We start from the raw sequence: 20,586 nt of genomic DNA on the forward strand, positions 1-20,586 counted from the left end.
CACCTGGGAGGCCGAGGCTATAACCCGCCTTCTGTACTTCGGCGGCATTTGACTCAGCGGTCCCCAGGGCCTCCCGCGGCCCCTCACAGGCCCTGGCCTTGCTCCGCCGGGGACGGCCGTTTCACCGCATCCCCCGCGGTCCTCGACCGGTTACTGCGGGCCTGTCGCCAGGCCCGCCTCGCGGAGTCATCGCCATGCCGTGGGGGCCGTGTCGTCTCTGTGCCGTTGCCCAGGGGCCTGCCCTGGCCCCTTGCGGGGTCCGGCTGCCGCTGGGAGGGCGGTGTTTCCTCAGGCCCTCTCGGGCCCGTGGCCGCCAGCCTCGGCCTCCCAGGGTTTCATTAAATGTCGGGGACGCAAGTAATAAGGGTTGGCTGTAAGTGAGATATCTGCGGCAGTAAGTGAGGCGGCTTGACAGAAAGGGAGGCGGTTGGAATAGTTGCTAGGCCATCAAGTGGCATTGCTGAGGGCCTTGCCCTAAAGGCAGCGGAGGTCCTTAGGCAGCTCGGGGTGGAGCCCCTTGTTGAGGCGGAGACCGCCGCTGCATACAGTAACACCTTGGGGAAGCTGGGAACCTTTAACATAGAACGCGATCCGCCGCATAAGGTGATAGTGATAGGCGGCGACGGGACCCTGCTCAGGGCAGCGATAAGGTCTGGGAGCAACGAAGTTGTTTTCCTTGCAGTGCGCGCAGGCAAGCGCGGTTTCCTCTTAGACGTCGATGAGTCAGTGCTGAGCGAGAGAATTAGGGACTTCGTTAACGACAAGTATGAACTGGTGCTCCACCAGCGCATCAAAGCTTACGTGAACGGTAATCAACTCCCCTGCGCCGTAAATGATGTCGTCATATTTACTTCGGAGGGCTCCATGGTCAGGCTTGACGTCTATCATGATGAGGAGAAGCTTAGGGAAAGGGTTATGGGAGTTGACGGCGATGGGCTCATAATATCCACTACAACGGGCTCCACAGCATATAGCCTTAATGCTGGGGGGCCCATAGTGGACCCTCGGCTTGACGTAATTATCATAACGCCCCTCAATCCTGTGCAGCTATTCTTAAGACCTGTGGTTATGTCTAGGAGCAACAGGCTCAGCATAATAATGAGGGACGAAAGCGGGCCCGCTTACCTGGTCCTTGATGGCCAAGTCAAGGTTAACCTAAGGCCAGGTGACAGGGTTAACATTTATCCCTGCGAGGTCCCCCTGAAGGTGGCCAGGTTTGAGTGGTGGTCAAACTACTACGAGAGGCTCTTCGCCCGCCTGCTCAGCTATTGGTAAAGGTGTCAGCGCAGCTGTGCTAGACACGGCTGCTCTGCTGGCATCAGTCCAGCTGCACCTGCCCTTGACGTGCGTCACCACTGAGGAGGTCTACGATGAAGTCAGAGATGAGGAGTCGAGGGCGGCTTTAGATCTCTCCGCTGGGGCTGGGAAACTCCTTGTCATCACGCCCTCAGCGGAATCGAGAAGTAAGGCCTTAGAGTACGCTAGAGCTGCCGGAGTGCTCGGAAAGCTGAGCGCCGCCGACCTAAGCGTGCTCTCCCTAGCCATAGAGCTAAGGGATTGCGGCAACAGGGTTTCTGTAGTGACGGACGATTATGCCCTTCAGTTGGCCTCTGTCCATGCAGGGCTTGACGTGGTGAGGGTGAGGTACAGGGGCATTAAAGAGCTCAGGAAGGGCAAGGCTAACTTACGATAACTCCCCTCAGGTCAAAGTATGTGGCGCCCGTGATCTTAACGTCTACGAACTCTCCGTAACTTCTTAACGTGCTCGCTGGCACCGCCACAGGGAAGTAGTTGTCAAGTCTTACTGTGCTGAAGCCCTCCCTGAAACCTCTCGACGCCAACAGCCCCCTGAACCTGCCACCCACGTAACTGCCGTAAATTTCAACGCCTATCTTCTTAATTACTTCCTGTATTCTCAGGCTCCGCTCCTTCTTGACAGGCTCGGGCACCTGAGGCATGGAGGCCGAGGCCGTCCTGGGCCTTATGCTATACTGGGCGAGGTAGACCCTCTCAAACTTGAGTTCCTCCACCAGCCTGACGCTGTTCATAAAGGCCCCTTCATCCTCGCCTGGATGGCCTACTATGATGTCTGTGGCAAAGAGCGAGGATGGGTACTTAGCTTTAACCTTGCTATGAAGTTCCTTGAACTCGGCCACGGTGTACCTGCGGTTCATTATTTTAAGCACGCGGTCGTCGCCGCTCTGGACAGGTATGTGAAAGAACTTGAAGACGCGTTCATCGCGGTAAACGTCCAGCAGGTCATCAATTATCTCCATGGCCTGGTTTGGCGTCATCATGCCAATTCTGAGCCTGTACTCGCCTGGCACCTTATCAAGTATATCTGCTATGAGGTCAGGAAGCCTTGGCTTGCCGGGCAGGTCTACGCCATAAGCTGCCGCGTCCTGCCCGGTGAGCCTAATTTCCCTTGCCCCGCCCTGCACCAGGTCCCTAACTATACTGACTATGGCCCTAGGAGGGTATGACTTCAGGTACCTCCTTGCCAGCTTGGTCTCGCAGAAGCTGCAGTTCTCAAGGCAGCCCTCGGATATCATTACCGTGGCTACGCTGTCCCTCGTTGGAGGCTTTGGCAAGAAGTTTACATCTCTCTCACCATCTAGCATGTAGATGGGCCTATCAAGAGTGACCGCGTCGAGTATTCTAGTCACGTTCTGAGGAGATACCAGGCTGGCTGCAGGGGCTGTCCTCAGGATCAGGGAGGGCCTAGCCTTGGAGAGGCAGCCGCTCACTACGAGCTTCTTGCCCTGAAGCGACAGGCCATTTAACTCCTTAAGCCTTTTCACTATTTTGGCTTCCGTGTCGAGCCTCACTGCGCAGGTGTTAACTATTATTACATCTGCTTCCCTCGGGTCCTTGCACTCCTCATAGCCGGCACCTCTAAGGATGCTCCTCATTATCTCGCTGTCGAACTCCGACAGGGCGCAGCCATAGGTCTCAATGTAGTACTTGGTCGTGGAGCCCACCGAAACCTTCAAAGTGGCCTGAACTTTTCTGCTTTAGTTATAACTGTTAGCGCCTTAGAAGGTCCTCAGCCTTAACAACCTCGAACGAGACCCTGCAGCTCTCCACAGCGTCTTTGACTGCCTTCTCCCTGTCGGTCAGCTTCGAATCGCCGCTCTTAAGCTCAACAAACCTTACATAAACTCTCTTACCATCTTCAAGCCCGTCAAATACTACGAAGTCTACTGGGCTTCCGAGGAACCTCACGTCCTTTGGGTTGAACTTAAATCCAGGCAAAATAGGGGCGAGCTGCTCATATATCTTGCCTGCAGTGACGGCCGAACTTCTCTTGGCGGCGTCCTCCCTGGCCCTATCTACTATGGCCGCGGCCATCTCTCGGGCTCTGGCATCAGCGAGCTTATCTATGTTCATTTCCAGGGTCTTCAAGGACCTCTGGGCCAGGGCTAGCCTAACCGTCTGGACCACTATAATTATTAGTTCTGCCAGTATTATTGAAGCTATGAGATAATACAGGATCTGCATCATCCCACCTTGCTCTAACCGCGGCTGGAGCGCTTACCGTTAAAAGAGCTACTAGTCCAGAGACCAGGAGGCACAGTGCCAGAGACGAAATACGTGTTCATAACTGGCGGCGTGATGTCAGGCATAGGCAAAGGCATAGTGTCGGCCTCCACGGGCCTTCTGCTTAAGTCCCGTGGATACAGGGTTGGCATAGTTAAGGTTGACCCCTACCTTAATGTTGACGCAGGAACTATGAATCCGTACGCCCACGGCGAGGTCTACGTCACTGAAGATGGCGGTGAGACCGACCTAGACCTAGGCCATTATGAGAGGTTCCTTGGGGAGAACCTAAGCAAGAAACACAACATAACTACTGGCCAGGTCTACTACAACGTCATAATGAAGGAGAGGAAGGGCGAATACCTAGGCAAGACTGTGCAGATAATACCTCATATAACTGACGAGATAAAGCAGCGCTTATCTTCAGTTGCCCGCGAGACTGGAGTTGACGTATTAGTTGTAGAGATCGGCGGCACTGTAGGCGACATAGAGGGGCTCCCGTTCCTAGAGGCGGCCAGGCAGATGTATGTTGAGCTAGGCTCAAACAACGTGGCATTCGTTCACGTTGCCTGGGCCCCAGTGCTGAGCACCACGGGAGAGCAGAAGACAAAGCCTGTGCAGCACAGCGTTTACGAGCTTCGCAGGATAGGGATCCAGCCCAACATGGTCGTGGTTAGAAGTCCAAGGTCCCTTGAGGCTGAGTCCCGCCAGAAGATAGCGCTTTTCTCTAACCTATCTCCCTCGGACGTGATAAGTGATCACGATGTAGACTATGTCTATGAGGTCCCACTGCTCCTTGAGTCCCAGGGTTATGCGGCCAGGCTACTGTCGAGGCTGGGCCTTCAGGACAGGGAGCCGGATCTTGAGGCCTGGAAATCCTTTGTCGACAGGCTCAAGAGCATCGAGAAGACCGTCAACATAGCCATGGTGGGCAAGTATACCAAGCTGAGGGACAGCTACCTCAGCATAGTTGAGGCGCTGAGGCACGCCGGGGTTGCAGTTGGCGTTAAGCCGAACTTAGTCTGGGTCGAGGCTACAGAGGTTGAGGAGGGCAAGATAAAGGTTGAGGATGTTCTGTCGACCGTCGACGGCGCTGTTGTGCTGCCCGGCTTTGGGAAGCGCGGCGCAGAGGGCAAGATAAGGGCCATTAAGTACCTGAGGGAGAATAACATACCAACGCTAGGGATTTGCTTTGGGCTCCAGCTATCGGTGGTGGAGTTTGCCCGTGATGTGGTAGGTCTCGAGAATGCAAATAGCACGGAGATAGACCCAAGCACCCCTTACCCTGTGGTTGACCTGCTTCCATGGGAGCGCGACGTTAAGGAGCTTGGAGGCACGCTAAGGCTTGGAGCCTCACAGATAAACCTAGTCAAAGGCACCCAGCTCTATGACCTGTACGGTAGGGACGTGATATATGAGAGGCATAGGCACAGGTATGAGGTTAACCCTAAGTATGTTGAGAAGCTCGTCGAGGCGGGCCTTATAGTAAGTGCCTGGAGCCCGCAGGGCCTAGTTGAGGCGGCAGAGCTGCCGCGCAAGGAGCACAAGTTCTTCATAGGCACGCAGCCCCACCCAGAGTTCAAGAGCAGGCCCCTGTCACCCAGCCCACCCTATGTGGGCCTACTCAGGGCTGCCCAGACGAAGTGATAGCAAGCCAGCACTGGGGCCTGCGCCTAACCTTAGTTAAGGGCCCTCGGTTACAGCATTAATTTTAAAGTAAACGTTTAAGCTTTCCTGCTCACATGTAGCTCTTTGGTGTAACAGAATATGCAGATACCCTTAGACAAGATCTGCGTCAAGAGCGGGGTGCTCTGTGACAAGTGCAAGGCTAAGATAGACTCTGGAAAGTACCAAGGCTGGGAAGTCGATGTGATGAGGGCCCTTCTGAACCTCGAGTCAAACTTTAGGGAACTGAAGAACGCCTCCTACAGAAAGTCCGTGATAGTGGGGGATACGCTTTACATAGTGCTAGACAATGTTACTGTGGTTAGCAGGCAGTTAGCTAGGGCCCTGGAGAAGGAGCTTTCAAGCCTTAACATTAGGAGGATATTTGTCGTGCCGGGCTCAAATGACCCAAGGAAACTCATAGAGAGCCTGCTGCCCTCCCAGGTGCTCTCCGTGAACACCTACTACGCGCCTGACGGCTCGACCTACTATATAGCTAAGCTGCCCTCGAATGAGAGGTGGAGGATATCGGAGTTAGAGCAGAGCACCAAGGCCGTCTTCAAGTCGCTGAGCGGCAGCGACCTCTACATAGAGTACGAGAACGTAACTGTGCCAGGCCGTCCTCGGGACCTTGAGGAGAGCAAGATAGATAAGACAAAGCTCTCGGACGTCCTGCGTCGCATAGGTAGCTAAGCGGCAGGCCGCGGACTCTTATGAGAAGCCCTGCCCTCAGGGGCAGGGAGCTTATAAAGTCTTGACGGGCTCTATGCTGGGGTTAGCACGCGGCCCTGAGCGAGGCGATGATTCTAGGCAGCGAGGACCGCTCTAACCATGATGGACTCTCTAGGCGTCAAAGAACTCGCCCTAGTGTTGGGAGGAGTTCAGCCAAACCACATGTCCAGCCTGGACTGCTTCCCCCTCAGGTTCTCCTTGAATGCCTTAGCAAGCCTCTCAGCAGCCTTGACAACTCTGTCCTCGCTGAAGTCATGCTCTCTGACCAACAGCTCCTTAATCTTTTCAACGTCGGGCTCCTTGAAAAGTATCCTGTAGTCGGAGCTCACTGGAGGCCTAGCAAAGTAATCAAATATCTTAAAGGGGTCGACGTCTCCAGGAAGCTGCGACTTTATGGACTCCAGAGCCTTGGTGACGTCCTTCACGCCCTTGACGAAGTTAAGGGCAGTCTTAGGTCCATAGCCTTTGATGCCGTCTGGGTCAAAGTCCGTCCCTACCAGTATGCCCAGGAGTATTAGCTGCTCCCTAGTTATGCCCAGCGCCTTAAGCATGGCGTTGAGGTCTATGATCTCAGGCTTAACCTCGACGTACTCGTCCTTGTTAGGCAGCTTTCTTTTACCAGTTATTGCCAGGTTCCTGACCAGCCTGGGGGCGCCGAAGAGCAGGCTGTCATAGTCCTGGCTCCCCGCGGCCCAGGCGTCGCCCTTTTGAGCCAGGTGAGCCGCCTGCGCCTCCCCATCAGCTGGCGCCTGAACCCATGGTATGCCCATATAGTCTAGCAGCCTCTTGGCCTCGCTTACCATGTCGCTGGAGAGCTCAGAGGTCGCCTGGGCGTACTTCCTGGCCTCCTCAATGGAGCCGGACTCCTTGGCCTTGGCATACTTCTCCGCGGCCTCCTTCTTCCTCGCGACCCTCTCCTCTATCTCTTTCCTCTTCATCTCCGGCGGCTTGCCGTCAAAGACGTAGACCGGCTTCAGGCCCTCCTCCACGAGGTTTATAGTCCTGTAGAAGAGCCCGCTCAGGTGGCTTGTGACCCTTCCCTGCGAGTCCTTGAGTGGGGTGCCGTCGGGCTGCCTTATTGCTGAGAGGAACTGGTAAAGCATGTTGTAGCCGTCTAGGGCAATCACATAGCCCTTAAGCGCCTTCAGGTCGACTTCGCGCCTCGCTTGGTCAGGTATTATGTCCCTAATGTTAACGCCCACGGAGGCCCCCTTGTATGTTAGGAGCCTGCGAAGCTATCTATGTTTGCTGCTCTTCTACGCTTTTGGCCTCCTCAGCGTTTCCATGACGTCCTACAAACTCTATCTGTCTGTCCTCCTTTGTGCTGGAGCTTACCCTGACAAGTCCCATAATTTCAAGTTTGAGGAGAATCTTTGTCAGGTCAGCCAAGGAAATGGAGTACCCATTCTTGATAAGGTAGGATAACACCTCCTCGTCAGTCACTGGAACTTTGCCATCGCTAGTCATCTCCCTCAGGGTTTCATACACTATGTTTATTAGAGGTTGATTGTACCATACGGACAACCCTGTTCACCGTCTGCGGAGTAGCTTAACGCTGTCCTCCAAACAGATTAACTTACCTGAGAGTAGTTTAAAATTTTACTTTTAATTATAACGTGTTATAATGAAAGGGAGCAGCGGCAGCTTAAGGTTAAGGCCGTAAAGGTCGTCGGCCTTTCTCTAGATTTGAATAATTACAGCGAGAGAGAAGGCTGCGATGGCCTCTGTGATGACACGCTTATCTGCCTTGCAGTTTCGAGCCACCTAAGGTAGAAGTCTATCATATACTTAGTCACGCTGGGTCTGACCTTGTTAAGGGCCTGCTCGAAATGCTTGAACTTCACTATCGGGGAGTTTATATCCTCCCTCAGCGCGGTGAGCGCCGCCTCCCTCACAAGCGCGGCTAGGTCTGCGCCGGTGTAGCCGTTGGTCATCTTTGCCAGCTCGGCTAAGTCGACGTCCTCAGCTAAGGGCACGTTGCGCGTGTGTATCTTCAGGATCTCCAGTCTGCCCTTCTCGTCTGGCGGAGGCACGTATATGAGCTTCTCAAACCTGCCAGGCCTGAGCAGGGCTGGGTCCACGAGGTCAGGCCTGTTGGTGGCCGCTATTACTACCACGTTCTCAAGGTTGGTTATCCCATCTATCTCTGTGAGCAACTGGCTCACTATTCTCTCGCCAACGTTGCTGTCCTCCTCGGTTCCCCTAAGGCTCGCTATCGACTCTATCTCGTCGAAGAACACGACAGCCGGCGCGTACTGTCTGGCTTTCTTGAATATCTCCCTTATGGCCTTCTCGCTCTCGCCGACCCACTTGCTCAGCACCTCGGGCCCCCTTATGGCTATGAAGTTGGCCCCGCTCTCGGTGGCCACTGCCTTGGCAAGCATTGTCTTCCCGGTGCCCGGCGGGCCGAAGAGCAGCACGCCCTTTGGAGGCTCAATGCCAAGCCTGCTGAATGAGTTGGGATACTTCAGCGGCCACTCAACTATTTCCCTGAGCTCCTGTTTAACGTCCTCGAGGCCGCCTATGTCGCTCCAGTGAACCTCAGGCACCTCAACTTCTATCTCCCTCAGGCCACTGGGGGTTACCTCCTTAAACGCCGCAAGGAAGTCCTGCATTGTGACTACCATTCTCTCTAACAGCTCCGTAGGTATCTTCTCCTGGTCTATGTCTATTTCAGGCAGGTATCTCCTTAGGGCGTGCATGGCTGCCTCCTTGGCCAGCGCCGCTAGGTCAGCGCCTGTGTAGCCCTTGGTCATCTCAGCCAGCTTCTCAAGGTCTACGTCGTCTGCCAGCGGCATGTGTCTGGTGTGTATCTGAAGTATCTCAAGCCTTCCCTGTTTATCTGGTACCGGTACCTCTATCTCCCTGTCAAACCTCCCGGGCCTCCTGAGGGCAGGGTCTATGGCGTTGGGTCTGTTGGTGGCCCCTATTACTATGACCTGCCCCCTCCCCTCAAGGCCGTCCATTAGGGCCAGGAGCTGCGCGACAACCCTTCTCTCGACCTCACCTATGACCTCGTCCCTCTTCGGCGCTATGGCGTCAATCTCGTCAATAAAGATGATGGCTGGCGCGTTCTTCTTGGCCTCCTCAAATATTTCCCTCAGCCTCTGCTCGCTCTCGCCGTAGAACTTGCTCATGATCTCAGGGCCATTTATCGCAACAAAGTACGCGTCGCTCTCGGTGGCGACGGCCTTGGCCAAGAGCGTTTTCCCAGTACCTGGAGGCCCGTAGAGCAGGACCCCCTTGGGAGGCTCAATGCCAAGCCTGCTGAAGAGCTCTGGGTGCCTCAGGGGCAGCTCCACGAGCTCCCTAATTCTGGCTATGACTTCATGCAGGCCTCCTATGTCCTCATATGTAACCTTTGGGAACGAGGTGGTTATAGGCTTCTCCAACACATCAACAGCGGTCTTCTCAGTTACCACCACGACGCCCCTTGGCTTGGTATCTATTACCACCAGCTGCACGGCCTGCCCTATTACAGGTATCTGGACTATGTCGTTCTCAACGAGCGGAAGGCCTATGAGCTTCTTCTTCACGTACTTCTTGAAGCTGTCGTCTATCGATATTGAGTGTATGGTGGGCGCTAACTTAACCCTTATGGCCTGTTTAGGTTCAGCCTTCCTAACTATGACCTTGTCACCTATGTTGACGTCCGCGTTTCTCCTGAGGCTGCCGTCCATCCTTATTATGTCAAGCCCTGCGTCCTCGGGCAGCGCTGGCCACACTATGGCGGCTGTCTTCTTCTTGCCCTCTATCTCTACTATGTCACCAGCCTCAACGCCCAGCTCCTTCATTATATCGATGTCTATTCTTACCCTCTTTCTGCCTGAGTCCCTTGGCTTGGTCTCAGAGACCCTTAGGACGACTTCTTTAGATGGAGGCCTCTGTTGGTTTTGGTTGCTGTTGTTTTCGGCCAACTAAGCGCACCTCCAATATTCCTCCTGTGTCGGGCCTAATAAAATGGAGCTCTTTAGATTAAAAATAAAAACAAAGATAAAAATAAATTAGATTAATACTAATATTAGAGGACCTTTTTATAGGTGCCCTTCAGTTATGGAAGGCGGAGATAGCATTTGCAGGTGCAACAGAAGAAGTTTACACTTGATATTAATAGTTATCATATAATTAGATGGGACCCAAAGGTCCAGGGAGAGGACGATCTCAGGAAAATGCTGGCCGACAGCCTGAAGAAAGGAGCCAAAAGGGTAGCTATCATAGTTAAATCAGATGACGTCGACTATATGGTAAAGGCCAGAGAAGTCATAGCTGGCTTCATAGCTCAAACCATAGTAATCTTTAGGGAGAAGGAGGTGGAGATAGCTTGACATTCGATGTTGTGATAACTACAGATAGAAGCATGATGACCGATCATCATCATCACGAGTTCCTGGGGTTCATGACGACGGGGCCCGCCTTTGGGGTCCCTGAGTGGGTATGGAGGTGGATAGCGGCACCAAAGCCCAAGGTAGACAGCCTGGGAAGGCCTAAGGTGGCGCCCTACGGACTCAGGAAGATAGAGGCCGCCCTGGTCGACGCTGGTTTTAACGCTGCAGTCGTGGACCCTGACCATATAAGCAAACACCTGGACACAATGAAGGTCCTCATGATAGGCCACCACGACTTCTTCGCCTATGGGCCGCCCAGCAGCGAGTGGTGGACTATAACGGGCAGGGAGCCCTTCAACAGGGTCAGCTTCAGGAGGTTCATGGAGAGCCCGGCCGTCAGGGAGGCCAAGAGGAGGGGTGTCAAGATAATAGTTGGGGGCCCCGCGGCCTGGCAGTGGCTCTGGAGCACTGACGAGTGGAAGAAGTGGGGCGTTGACACGGTAATTGACGGCGAGGCTGACAGGGTGGTTTCAGAGGTAGTGGACAGGGCCATCAAGGGCCAGGAGCTTCCAGACTACATATATGTAGGGCCTTATGACACGCCCGCAACTGCGGATGAAATACCTAAGATAAAGCACGCCAGCGTCAATGGACTAGTGGAGATCATGAGAGGATGCCCAAGGGGGTGCAAGTTCTGCAGCGTGACCCTAAGGCCGTGGAGGTTCATACCGGTCGACGACGTAATAAGTGAAATAAAGGTTAACATGAGCGAGGGCGAGAAGGGCATTATACTCCACAGCGAGGACGTTCTCCTCTACTACGCTGATGGCATAAAACCAAGGCCTGAGGGCCTGCTAAAGCTTCACACTGCGGTGAGGCAGCTTACCGATGAACCCATAGGCTGGAGTCACGCGAGCCTGGCGGCCATAAAGTACGCTGAGGACAACTACAAGCTCATATCTAAGCTGACCGAGATAATGTTCTCAAGCGAGAAGCAGAGGTACCTGGGCGTCGAGGTTGGCCTGGAGACGGGCAGCGTCAAGCTCGCCAGGAAGGTCATGCCAGCCAAGTCAGCCCCCTACCCAACTGAGAAGTACCCAGAAGTCGTGGAGGACGCGTTCGCGATAATGCATGAACACAACGTGATCCCCGCCGCCACATTAATAATTGGCCAGCCGGGCGAGGAGCCTGATGACGTAGTAGCCACTACCGAGCTCGTGGAGAAGTTAAGGCCTTACAGGAGCCTTATAGTGCCCATGTTCTTCGTGCCCATGGGGGCTTTCAAGAACATGGAGTGGTTCAGGAGGAACATGGTGAGGCCTGAGCACGTGGAGCTCCTCAGGGCCACGCTCAGGCACAGCGCCTACTGGGCCAGGGATATAGTGGATAGGTTCTACCTTAAGGGAACCAGGTACTTCCTAGTGAGGGCAGCGGTCAAGTGGATCATAGGGTATATAGAGAGGAAGGCCGAGGAGGCTGCTAGGGCTGTGGAGCAGCGTGGAGCCTAAAGTTAACGGCTCGGGAAGCGCTAAGAGGTACCTGGTCTTTATAGTTATACTCTTTGCGCTTCTAGTGCTCGCAATCTTTAATATAGTAGGAGGCGGTCTCGAGCACGTAGTATACTACTTGTCGCGCAGCTATGACGCTGTTCTCATAGCTGCCGCCATCATATTTCTCGAGGAGTCCCTGAAAAGCGTCAGGTTTGTCATAGCTGCCAGGTCGAGAGGGCTGAGGCTTTCCCCCTTAAGAGCCTGGGAGGCCCACTTCTCAAGCCTCTTCATAGGAATGCTGACGCCCGCGTTCTCAGGGGCCATACCTACGGCCACCGCAATAATAGGCAGCGCCACGGGGGCGCCTCCTCCAGAAGCGCTGTCGGTAGCGCTCTCAGCCACGTTCATAGACTCCGTAGTGCCAGCCGCCGTATCCTTGTACTTTGCCTGGTCACTCATGCCTAGGTCTGTGGTGGTGTTGCTGATCTCGATAACTATCATAGTTATCTGGGCCATGGTGATATCGAGAAGGCTCACGACCTGGTTTCTATCAGAGGTCTCAAGGAGGTTGAACTCTAACGCTGCGAGATTAATAGAGGGGGAAATCGAGAACATGCGGGATTCCCTAAGCCATATTATAGCGTCAAGGAGATCAATGATACCGATGCTGTTGGTGTCAGCGGCTTCCTACATTATAGAGGCGTTCTCTATCTATGTGCTTACTCTGGGAGGCCTTCACGGCTTCCTTATAGACCTCGAGGCCCTAATGATGTCATATGTAGGAGGCAACGTGCCCACGCCTGGCGGCGAGGGAGGGGTTGAATACTCCTTAGCGTTGGTGCTCAAAGGAGTAGACGCGGTGCTGTGGAGGACTGCTTACATAATAGTTGCTATGGTCCCCATAGTGCTGCTCGGAAAGATCGTGTCTGAGTATGTAGACTACGGAAGCCTCGTTTACTCTCACTACAGGGCAATGCTCAGGGGCCGCGGGGGATAATGCCAAATATATAAGACCTACGCGGCATCCTCTGCAGGGGCACATGATGTCTGTGAGCTTTATGAGCAGCAGGGAAGTGGTTGCAAGCAGCGAAGGCAGCAGGGTTAAGTTAAGGGGGTGGGTGTATCGCAAGAGGGACCTTTCCTCGAAGATATTCATTGTGGTCAGGGACTCAGAGGGCATAGTTCAGTGCGTGGTTGATAGGAGCAACGAGGAGCTCTCAAAGGTGGCGGAGAAGGTGACCATAGAGTCCTCCGTGGAGGTGGAGGGAGTTGTTAGGAGCGACCAAAGGGCCCCTGGAGGCAAGGAGGTGAACGTGGAGAGGCTGAACATAGTGGGCCTAGCTGACGACTTCCCCATAAAGGGAGGGGAGAGCGTAGACTACCTCCTTGACATAAGGCACCTGTGGCTCAGGTCAAGGAGGCTAACCCAGATTATGAGGATACGCGCGACGGTCCTTGAAGCCCTGAGGAACTACTTCATTTCAAACGGCTGGTGGGAGGTCAGTCCCCCCATATTGACCCAGAGCGCGGTGGAGGGCGGAGCCACGCTTTTCCCAGTGGACTTCTTCGGCAGGAAGGCCTACTTGAGCCAGAGCGCGCAGTTCTACCTAGAAGTCATGATATTCAGCCTTGAGAGGGTGTGGTCGCTCACGCCAAGCTTTAGGGCCGAGAGGAGCAGGACCAGGAGGCACCTCTACGAGTACTGGCACCTGGAGGGCGAGGCTGCATGGATGGACATGCACGACATGATGAAGTTCGTCGAGGGCCTAGTAAAGAGCGCCGTTAAGGCTGTCCTGGATAAGAGGCAGGAGGAGCTGCAGTTCCTCAGGAGGAACCAGGAGCCGCTCGAGGAGACTCTGAAGTCGTCATTCGAGGAGGTAACCTACGACGAGGCCATAGAGAGGCTGCAGAAGAGGGGCTTCAAAATAAAGTGGGGCGATGACATAGGCGCCGACGAGGAGAAGGCGCTGACGCAGGACCTTAGCGTGCCCTTCTTCCTCACCATGTTTCCAAAGCACCTCAAGAGCTTCTACATGAAGACCTGTGATAAGAGGCCAGAGGTTGTGTTAGGCTTTGACCTCGAGGCCCCTGAAGGCTATGGGGAGGTAGTTGGTGGAAGCCAGAGGGAGGACAGATACGACGTCCTGCTGCAGAGGATAAAGGAGAGTAACCTAAACCCTGACGACTATCAATGGTACCTCGACCTGAGGAGGTACGGTTCGGTGCCACACAGCGGCTTTGGCCTAGGCGTGGACAGGCTGGTGATGTGGATAGCGGGCCTCGATCACATAAGGGACTCCATACCGTTCCCGAGGCTTCGCGAGAGGATATACCCATGAAGGTCTGTGGCCTCCTCTCTGGGGGCAAGGACAGCAACTATGCATTTTACATGGCTTTAAGGGAGGGCGCCGAGGTAAGCTGCATAGCTTCCGCAGCTCCAGCCAGGGAGGACAGCTGGATGTTCCACAGGCCCCTGGTTGAATTTGTAAAGCTTCAGGCTGAGGCGATGGGGTTCGGCGACAGGTATCATACCATAGGCGTGAGCGGCGTTAAGGAGAGCGAGGTCTCAGAGCTCAGGGAGGGGCTCAGGAAACTTAAGGCAATGTATGGCTTTGACACCATAACAGTTGGGGGCATAGCGAGCAGGTACCAGTATGAGAGGTTTAGAGCAATAGCGGAGGACCTAGGAGTGAAGGTTTACGACCCCCAGTGGGGCATGGATCCAGAGGAGTACATGAAGGAGCTCGTGAGAAAGGGCGTGGTCTTTGTTATAAGTCAGATAACCACCGAAGGCCTTGATATGAGGATGCTCGGCGTGCCGGTCCAGGAGCTCTCTCAGGTGGAGGAGATATTAAGGCTCTCAAGGAGGTATGGCTTCCATCCAGCCTTCGAAGGGGGCGAGGCCGAGACGTTTGTAGTTATGGCGCCTCACTTTAAGAAGGGCATATGTCTGAGGGCTTCCAGGGAGAAAATAGCGGAGTACCAGTACGTTCTAAGCGTTTCTTCCGCTCAGCTATGTGATGACGTGGCCATATCTGTGGATTCAGAGGTATATCACGTATTCAGAAGGCGTGACGAGTTAGCCTCAACAGCCTTTAGAAGCTCCTCAAGCTGAACAGACTTTAGGTTGGCCACCTCTTTGGCCAGGTCAGGGATCATAAGCGGCGTGAGCCTAAGTCCATGGTAATTATACGGGCCGTCGCTCTCAAATACCATGAAATCTATGGGAGTGGCCTTAGCCACATCCTTAAGCTTAGGCTGAACCTTCAGGGCAACGTTTATCGAAACGAAGTAGCCTCTGCCGGTTATTTCTGGTATCAGGTTGAGCGGGCCGCTGTACCAGTGGAACATAACCTTAGGTACGCCGACCTCGACAGCTATTGAGAGCGCGTCGCGCCATGCATCGGGCGAATGCACGTTGAGCAGCGCACCAAGCTCCTTGGCCGCCTCGGCATAAGCTCTGAAGACCTTTACCTGGGACTGCATGGTGTCTATAGGCATAAAGTGCCTGTCAAGGCCTACCTCTCCAAGGCACCTTATTCCGTGCCTGGTAGCAAGTCTTAACAGGTCCCAGGCCTCGGATATGTCGTGGTCCTTAAGTGACCACGGGTGAAAGCCTGCGCAGGGCACCACGTTGGGGAACCTCTCGGAGAGCTCAAGTACCCTGTTGAACGACTTTAGGTCCTCGGACACGGCTACTACCTTTAAGTCTTTAATCGTCTCGAACAGATCCTCTACTTCCTTATCAGTGAACTCACTAAGGTGACAGTGCATGTCATAATACAAGGGCGTCACCCGACCTCTCTGTGGGGCTATACTTAAAGGCCTTTAGTTTACTTTCAACGGCTCCGACAGCTAAAAGGCCTTTAAGGGAGGCCACAGAGGTTTCTACAGGGCCCGGCAAGGAGCCGAGGTCGTGGGCCCGTCGTCTAGACTGGATAGGACGCCGCCCTTACACGGCGGAGGTCGCCGGTTCAAGTCCGGCCGGGCCCACCAATTTAATGGGCCTGCGCTATGCAGGTATCGGAAGAGTTAGCGCCAACAGTATGCCATATATTATTATGGCAACAATGCCAGGCCATGAAAGCCTGGAGGTCTCTATTGCGGGCCCAGGGTGCCTGCCCCTGGTGAGAAGCAGCAGGAATAACGCTATTATCCCAAAGAGGCCCAAGGTGGGCAGGTAGAGGCCAGCGATTAACAGTGTTACTACAAACACAAGCGAGATCAACATGTGGCCTCTCTCGCCCAGCGCCGCCCTCAGCACATGGCCTCCGTCAAGCTGGCCAACAGGGATTAAGTTAAGGAACGTCACAAAGAACACTATATAGGCGGCGAAGGACAGAGGGGACATCTCCACTACATAACCGGATGGCGTGTGTATGAACGCCAGAAGGAGGTCCATGATTACAGGTACCGCAGGCAGGGAAGAGCTTGGAGGTACCGCGGCGGCCGGCACCAGGGCAGACATGTGAAGGCCCAGCAGAGCTACCGGTATCGCCGCAAGGAAACCAGCCAAGGGGCCGGCCACCCCTATGAGGGCCAGCTCATCAGCGGTGGCGGGTATCCACTTCATGTTTATCACGGCTCCTAACGTACCAAGGAAGCCGAGCTGAAGCGGCGGCGCGGGTATTAGGTAGGGCGGACTTCTTGGCACGTCGAACCTTCTCATGAAGGCCCAGTGGCCCGCCTCGTGTATTAGGAGGGGGCCCAGCAGCCCTACCATGTAAAGCAGTGGGGTTAAGCCGCCTCCGCCTGGCAGTCCTGTCAGGGCCATCCCTGACACGTAGACAGTCACTATCGTGAAAGCCGCGAGGCCTATTAGTAATGCCAGGTTAGAGCCCCTGCTGTACTTGGTCACTATCAACGTAAGCGAGCCGTCGCTCTCCTTCCTAAGGGCCGGCGCCAGGCCTATCCTGACAAGCTCCTTGTAGAGTGACTTGAAGGAGTGAGTCAGATCCCCCTTAACTCCTATAACCTTATACTTAACGGCCCCTCCTTCAAGCTCTGCGCGCTCTGTTAAGTCCATGTACTTTATCGCGACCTGGTACGCAGGGTCGTGTTGGTAGTCCATCCTTTCCAAGTTCCCCAGGGTACAGGGAGTCTCCGGATTTAATTAAACCTACTTCATGACACCGCCTCAGGCGCTGCTAGAATACATGACCCTGAGCGCCTCGCTGTACGCACTACACGCGTCAAAGCCCTGTAAAAGTTTATTGTGCGACATCATGATGTCCTCAGGAACCGAGTAGGCATACCGCAGGAACTCCCTCTCGCTCACATGTAGCCTAGACGGCACCACAAGGCTTCCAACATCAACGTCGGGGATGGAGTCCGCGTTGCCAAGAGTGAAGTGTTTTACTATAGTATTTTCGCCTACGGAGACCAAAAGTACCATCATGTTCATCAGCTCATCCAGCTTGGTTCCTATCAGCCTCCTAAGCGATTCCTTCAGCTCCTTGACGGCCCTGGAGGGGCTTAGGCTTAGGCCTTCAGGGGACACGTCAAGGAGTAGCAGGGTGTGAAGGTCATGACATAAGTTACCTAGCAGTCCCAGCGCTGCCTCCTCCGCGCCCACACCCCTCCAGGGACCCGGTACCGTTACAGTTCTGCCGAACTTGTAGAAATGAAGGCCAAGGAGGGACTCAACGGAGCAGGGGCCAGAGATGCCGCTTACAACTTTGACCTCGACCCCTCTCTTCAGGCCTTCCACCACTAGCGAGCTATGGGTGGTCGCTATTAGGGGATCCCCAGGAACTACGAGAACGACCTTGAGCTTAAAGGCCAGCTCTACAATATTTGATGATAGTTCCTCTAGCTCAGACCTTGAAGCCTCTCTCACGTTACTGTTAAGTTTTCTGACTGCAGTGGGAAGCCATTTACTTGAAGGCATAGTGTAAGTCTCTACTATAACAATATCGGCGCCTTTGATGGCCTCCTCGGCCTCACGTGTCAGCTGGGACTCCCTTAGACCGCTGCCTACAAGGATTAGCATAGGGACTCCTAATATCTTGAGAATTGCGAATACTACTTAAAAGCTTCTCAAGGGTATGGAAAGCCTCACTGTGCTTTGTTGGGCTGATTGGCGGCTTTAAGATCGCCGCATTCGGACTGAGCGCTCTCAATGAGTTCCTTGGTCCAATTACTGACACGATTACACAGAAGGCTTGCGTCCTCGTTATATCCATGTTCCCTCAAGCGTCTTATCGAGTTCTTGACTATAAAGCTGAGGAAGTTCATGTAGAGGTCGCTCTTCTTTAGCAGCAGCTCTCTGAACTCTTCCCACCCCTTATCAGTCAGGGTATAGGTTATCTTCTTGCCACCTCTGACCTTGTTCTCCTCAATGTTAGCTATGTCAACAAGTCCGAGATCCTTCATGTAGCTCAGGAGCGGGTATATGGAGCCCGCAGCGGGTTTCCACTGATTCATGGTAAGCTCTCTAATTCTCTTTATTATCTCATAGCCATGCATGGGCTTCTCTGAAAGTATGAACAACATGAACCATATTAGCGTGTCCCTATACCTCACTGCGCCTTTAGTTTCCTCTTCGGCTTCAGTCATGCAGGATCCCGTCTTCTTGCAGCTGTCCCATCTAAATCTGTAAGTATAACTAGCATATATATCTTTTACTATCTAAAGATTGCCTTAACTTTCGGGCGCTCAGCCCTGGCGTCACTCCTCACATCTTCTCGGTAATACCAGCTCTCCTCACAGCGCCTCGTTTTAGCTGGAGGTGGGAAGGATTACAAAGGTAACTCCAGGCACCCTTATTGGGTTGAACGGCACTCCAAGGCCTCTGTAGAACTTGTTGAACCACTCGTAGAAGTGAAGCCTCAGGTCATGAGCGAAAGCCACTATGCCCTCAAGTCCTGCTGTCAGCAGGTTGCCAATTATGTATATCACCGCTGCGGCGGTTATTGTGTAAGGCGTTGGGTGTGCTGTGAGGACCACGTATGTAAGCACCGTGAAGCCTACCATGAGTCCCGCGTGGGCCAGGCTGAGGCCCATGATCCTCAGGAAGCTTATAGTGTTGCCAAGGGCCATTATCAGTCCCTCAAAGACCCCTAGGAAGCTCTCGTATGGGTCAAGCCTAAAGCCCTCGCCCACAGAAGCTTTATACAGGCCATCCCCCAGCACAAGCCATATTACGGAGGCTATGCCGCCGTAAAAGACAAAGGCCTCCATGGGGCCCCCGCGGCCCAGGCCGAACACGGCAAGCTCTATTACGTAGCCTGCCCTGTAGGCATTGAAGTACGCTAGGAACGGCAGGTCTGCTGCAAGGAAGAGCAGGAGCAGTGGGGCCCTCCTGGCGACCAGGTCCTCATAATCGTGGCTTATCAGGTCGTCAGCAACTCCGAGGGCGTTGCCAAACACTAGCATAAAGCCGCCTATCCAGAATGACAGGTCTAAGATCTCATCAAAGAGCAGCATAGTGTAGTTACTGCTCGGGTGTTCGTAGGCCTCGGCTACGGGCGATTCAAGCGGCGGCACCTTGAATCCCAGCGATCTCCAGAGCGAGTCCAGCCCAACGAAGTGGGCCGGGATGGGGCCGAAGAATTCGCCGGCGAAGAAGCCAGCTACCATGCCGGCGGCCCCTAGCACGACAACCACCTTGCCGAGGTTCCTGTCCCTTGGGAGTATGTAAAGCGCCGCAAAGAGGAGCACCAGGAGGCCGTGACCTATGTCAGGGAACATGAGTCCAAATATTATGGGCATTGTAATCGCAAGGAAGAGGGTCGGCACAATTTCATTATTTGAGGGGGTCCCATACATGTCAACTATGCTCTGGAACCACCTGAAGTAGCCTGGAAGCTCAACCTTTGAGGGAACGTAGCTCTCGCCCCTCTTAAATCCAAGGCTTAGGACCATGTAAGAGCCGTTGCAGCACGCGTCGAGCGACTCCCTGAGCCTTTTAGAATCCTTGGTGTCCACAAAGCCGTGGATAAAGGTAATCGTCTCGGTTTTGGCAGAGTAGCTCAGTATCTTGAAGACTTCGGATAGCGCCGAAACTTCGGCGTAGTACTCCTCAAGCTCTGGCAGCCTCTTTTTTATATCGCTCTTTATGTCCTCCAGTTCAGAGCTCAGCTTGGAGAGCTCGTCGCTCACCTGGGAGGCCGCTTGGGAGGGCGATCCGGGAAGCTCAGGTGGCAGGACTAGCTGCCTCCAGCCAAGGGACCTCGTGAGCTCGGCCGTCGCGTCCCTGACCTGGCCGGGCTCGCCTGCCACGGCAAATATCGCTGTATCCTTGCCTATTAGCTCGATGGCATAAAGCAGCCCTCTCCTGCTGGCTACACTCATGGCGTTGTCCAGCTGCGCGGCGCTTACTATGCCGACTGAGGCCTTTATGTTGCCCCCTTCCCCGGCAGACCTAACGTCGGAGGACAGTCCCTTGAACGGCTCAAGGGCCAAGGCTATGTTCTGGAGCTCGGCTATGCGGGCGGTGAGCTCCGTGGCCCTTGCTGAGAGCTTCTCTAGGTCCTTCTCGAGGTTTACGTGGACCTTAACTACGCTATTAAAGGTCTCCTCCCAGCTGCTGACCTTTATAGTTACGTTGATGTTGCTTGACGGCGCAAGCCCAGCGGTCTTAAAGAACCCCTCAAGCCTTGACTTGAGCTCCGTGGACTCTGTCATCAGGCGCCTGTAGCTGCGGTTGACGTACCTTGAGAGGTCCCCTGAGGGCTCCTCTACGTGAAATATCCCTAAGGAGGCTAAGGCTGCCACTGCGCGGTCGTACTGCTCGTTAGGTATTGCTATGAGCACTTCTTCAAGCCTGTTCGCAATTATCATAGCTTTCTCAGGAGCCCTCTGTGCTGAAGGGCATTTTAAACTTCACAGGG

Annotated in this window: 19 protein-coding genes, 1 tRNA gene and 1 other RNA gene; 10 read left to right on the forward strand and 11 right to left on the reverse strand. The window is 54.2% G+C overall.

All coding sequences use genetic code 11. The annotated features are described in order from the left end of the window. Positions 1 to 8: 8 nt before the first annotated feature. An RNA gene (gene rnpB, locus ACZ5OO_RS06255) (RNase P RNA component) lies at positions 9 to 326 on the reverse strand. Positions 327 to 408: 82 nt separating this feature from the next. Between rnpB and ACZ5OO_RS06260 the strand changes: the two genes are divergently transcribed. Continuing rightward, positions 409 to 1,275 (forward strand): NAD(+)/NADH kinase, encoded by an 867-nt coding sequence (locus tag ACZ5OO_RS06260; RefSeq protein WP_013266317.1) that lies wholly within the window; start codon positions 409 to 411, stop codon positions 1,273 to 1,275. Positions 1,276 to 1,291: 16 nt separating this feature from the next. Beyond that, positions 1,292 to 1,693 (forward strand): hypothetical protein, encoded by a 402-nt coding sequence (locus ACZ5OO_RS06265; protein ID WP_464078044.1) that lies wholly within the window; start codon positions 1,292 to 1,294, stop codon positions 1,691 to 1,693. On the opposite strand, the gene ACZ5OO_RS06270 is transcribed toward ACZ5OO_RS06265, so the two are convergent. Together ACZ5OO_RS06270 and ACZ5OO_RS06275 are read right to left on the reverse strand one after the other, a co-directional pair. Next, a complete protein-coding gene (locus tag ACZ5OO_RS06270; RefSeq protein ID WP_464078045.1) occupies positions 1,680 to 2,993 on the reverse strand; it encodes a tRNA (N(6)-L-threonylcarbamoyladenosine(37)-C(2))-methylthiotransferase in 1,314 nt (437 codons plus the stop codon). The two genes, ACZ5OO_RS06265 and ACZ5OO_RS06270, sit on opposite strands and share 14 nt — an antisense overlap. Before the next feature lie 34 nt (positions 2,994 to 3,027). After that, positions 3,028 to 3,501, reverse strand: a complete 474-nt coding sequence (locus tag ACZ5OO_RS06275) for a Holliday junction resolvase-like protein (RefSeq protein WP_158303780.1) — start codon at positions 3,499 to 3,501, stop codon at positions 3,028 to 3,030. A 114-nt stretch (positions 3,502 to 3,615) separates the two neighbouring features. On the opposite strand from ACZ5OO_RS06275, the gene ACZ5OO_RS06280 reads away from it, so the two are divergent. Next, entirely contained in the window at positions 3,616 to 5,187 is a 1,572-nt protein-coding gene (locus tag ACZ5OO_RS06280; RefSeq protein WP_464078567.1) for a CTP synthase, read from the forward strand. 120 nt (positions 5,188 to 5,307) lie between these two features. Next, on the forward strand, positions 5,308 to 5,898 hold the full coding sequence (locus ACZ5OO_RS06285; RefSeq protein ID WP_013266322.1) for a transcription elongation factor NusA-like protein: 591 nt from the start codon (positions 5,308 to 5,310) through the stop codon (positions 5,896 to 5,898). Between the two features lie 188 nt (positions 5,899 to 6,086). Here ACZ5OO_RS06285 and fen read toward each other — a convergent pair whose 3' ends face one another. The 3 genes from fen to ACZ5OO_RS06300 form a co-directional block, all read right to left on the reverse strand. After that, positions 6,087 to 7,139 (reverse strand): flap endonuclease-1, encoded by a 1,053-nt coding sequence (gene fen, locus ACZ5OO_RS06290; protein ID WP_464078046.1) that lies wholly within the window; start codon positions 7,137 to 7,139, stop codon positions 6,087 to 6,089. Between the two features lie 37 nt (positions 7,140 to 7,176). Continuing rightward, positions 7,177 to 7,461 carry a hypothetical protein gene (locus ACZ5OO_RS06295; protein WP_048812736.1) on the reverse strand — a complete coding sequence of 95 codons (285 nt, stop codon included), beginning with the start codon at positions 7,459 to 7,461 and terminating at the stop codon, positions 7,177 to 7,179. A gap of 170 nt (positions 7,462 to 7,631) precedes the next feature. Next, positions 7,632 to 9,854: a CDC48 family AAA ATPase gene (locus tag ACZ5OO_RS06300; RefSeq protein WP_013266325.1), complete on the reverse strand. Its 2,223-nt coding sequence runs from the start codon at positions 9,852 to 9,854 to the stop codon at positions 7,632 to 7,634. A gap of 156 nt (positions 9,855 to 10,010) precedes the next feature. Here ACZ5OO_RS06300 and ACZ5OO_RS06305 point away from each other — a divergent pair, with 156 nt between their 5' ends. From ACZ5OO_RS06305 to ACZ5OO_RS06325, 5 genes are read left to right on the forward strand one after another with little or no spacing between them, the layout of a single operon-like run. Then, positions 10,011 to 10,262 (forward strand): hypothetical protein, encoded by a 252-nt coding sequence (locus tag ACZ5OO_RS06305; RefSeq protein ID WP_464078047.1) that lies wholly within the window; start codon positions 10,011 to 10,013, stop codon positions 10,260 to 10,262. A gap of 32 nt (positions 10,263 to 10,294) precedes the next feature. Next, a complete protein-coding gene (locus tag ACZ5OO_RS06310; protein ID WP_420805105.1) occupies positions 10,295 to 11,770 on the forward strand; it encodes a B12-binding domain-containing radical SAM protein in 1,476 nt (491 codons plus the stop codon). Further along, positions 11,760 to 12,749: a flippase-like domain-containing protein gene (locus ACZ5OO_RS06315; protein WP_464078048.1), complete on the forward strand. Its 990-nt coding sequence runs from the start codon at positions 11,760 to 11,762 to the stop codon at positions 12,747 to 12,749. The genes ACZ5OO_RS06310 and ACZ5OO_RS06315 overlap by 11 nt, the downstream gene beginning before the upstream one ends. 43 nt (positions 12,750 to 12,792) lie before the next feature. Further along, positions 12,793 to 14,091, forward strand: a complete 1,299-nt coding sequence (gene asnS / locus ACZ5OO_RS06320; protein ID WP_464078049.1) for an asparagine--tRNA ligase — start codon at positions 12,793 to 12,795, stop codon at positions 14,089 to 14,091. Beyond that, the gene (locus tag ACZ5OO_RS06325) at positions 14,088 to 14,867 is read left to right on the forward strand and encodes a diphthine--ammonia ligase (RefSeq protein ID WP_464078050.1); all 780 of its coding nucleotides are present in this window, start codon (positions 14,088 to 14,090) and stop codon (positions 14,865 to 14,867) included. Before asnS ends, ACZ5OO_RS06325 begins: the two co-directional genes overlap by 4 nt. Here the strand turns inward: ACZ5OO_RS06325 and ACZ5OO_RS06330 are convergent. Next, on the reverse strand, positions 14,807 to 15,538 hold the full coding sequence (locus tag ACZ5OO_RS06330) for a TatD family hydrolase (protein ID WP_464078051.1): 732 nt from the start codon (positions 15,536 to 15,538) through the stop codon (positions 14,807 to 14,809). The two genes, ACZ5OO_RS06325 and ACZ5OO_RS06330, sit on opposite strands and share 61 nt — an antisense overlap. A 132-nt stretch (positions 15,539 to 15,670) precedes the next feature. Here ACZ5OO_RS06330 and ACZ5OO_RS06335 point away from each other — a divergent pair. Further along, positions 15,671 to 15,748, forward strand: a tRNA-Val gene (locus ACZ5OO_RS06335). Between the two features lie 16 nt (positions 15,749 to 15,764). Here ACZ5OO_RS06335 and ACZ5OO_RS06340 read toward each other — a convergent pair. From ACZ5OO_RS06340 to ACZ5OO_RS06355, 4 genes are all read right to left on the reverse strand, one after another. Beyond that, positions 15,765 to 16,823 carry a site-2 protease family protein gene (locus ACZ5OO_RS06340; protein WP_013266332.1) on the reverse strand — a complete coding sequence of 353 codons (1,059 nt, stop codon included), beginning with the start codon at positions 16,821 to 16,823 and terminating at the stop codon, positions 15,765 to 15,767. 66 nt (positions 16,824 to 16,889) lie between these two features. Further along, positions 16,890 to 17,744 carry an SAM-dependent methyltransferase gene (locus ACZ5OO_RS06345; protein ID WP_013266333.1) on the reverse strand — a complete coding sequence of 285 codons (855 nt, stop codon included), beginning with the start codon at positions 17,742 to 17,744 and terminating at the stop codon, positions 16,890 to 16,892. Positions 17,745 to 17,809: 65 nt separating this feature from the next. Further along, entirely contained in the window at positions 17,810 to 18,277 is a 468-nt protein-coding gene (locus ACZ5OO_RS06350) for a PadR family transcriptional regulator (RefSeq protein WP_464078052.1), read from the reverse strand. Between the two features lie 195 nt (positions 18,278 to 18,472). After that, complete coding sequence (locus ACZ5OO_RS06355; RefSeq protein WP_464078053.1) at positions 18,473 to 20,536, reverse strand: V-type ATP synthase subunit I; 2,064 nt, start codon at positions 20,534 to 20,536, stop codon at positions 18,473 to 18,475. Between the last annotated feature and the right edge of the window lie 50 nt (positions 20,537 to 20,586).

The organism is Acidilobus aceticus, from assembly GCF_055392325.1.

Bases quoted from the DNA above. Each gene is read 5' to 3' on its own strand.
- ACZ5OO_RS06345 (WP_013266333.1), bottom strand. From the start codon at position 17,744: ATGCTAATCCTTGTAGGCAGCGGTCTAAGGGAGTCCCAGCTGACACGT.
- ACZ5OO_RS06355 (WP_464078053.1), bottom strand. From the start codon at position 20,536: ATGATAATTGCGAACAGGCTTGAAGAAGTGCTCATAGCAATACCTAAC.
- ACZ5OO_RS06340 (WP_013266332.1), bottom strand. From the start codon at position 16,823: ATGGACTACCAACACGACCCTGCGTACCAGGTCGCGATAAAGTACATG.
- ACZ5OO_RS06325 (WP_464078050.1), top strand. From the start codon at position 14,088: ATGAAGGTCTGTGGCCTCCTCTCTGGGGGCAAGGACAGCAACTATGCA.
- ACZ5OO_RS06285 (WP_013266322.1), top strand. From the start codon at position 5,308: ATGCAGATACCCTTAGACAAGATCTGCGTCAAGAGCGGGGTGCTCTGT.
- ACZ5OO_RS06280 (WP_464078567.1), top strand. From the start codon at position 3,616: ATGTCAGGCATAGGCAAAGGCATAGTGTCGGCCTCCACGGGCCTTCTG.
- ACZ5OO_RS06275 (WP_158303780.1), bottom strand. From the start codon at position 3,501: ATGCAGATCCTGTATTATCTCATAGCTTCAATAATACTGGCAGAACTA.
- ACZ5OO_RS06310 (WP_420805105.1), top strand. From the start codon at position 10,295: ATGATGACCGATCATCATCATCACGAGTTCCTGGGGTTCATGACGACG.
- asnS (WP_464078049.1), top strand. From the start codon at position 12,793: ATGATGTCTGTGAGCTTTATGAGCAGCAGGGAAGTGGTTGCAAGCAGC.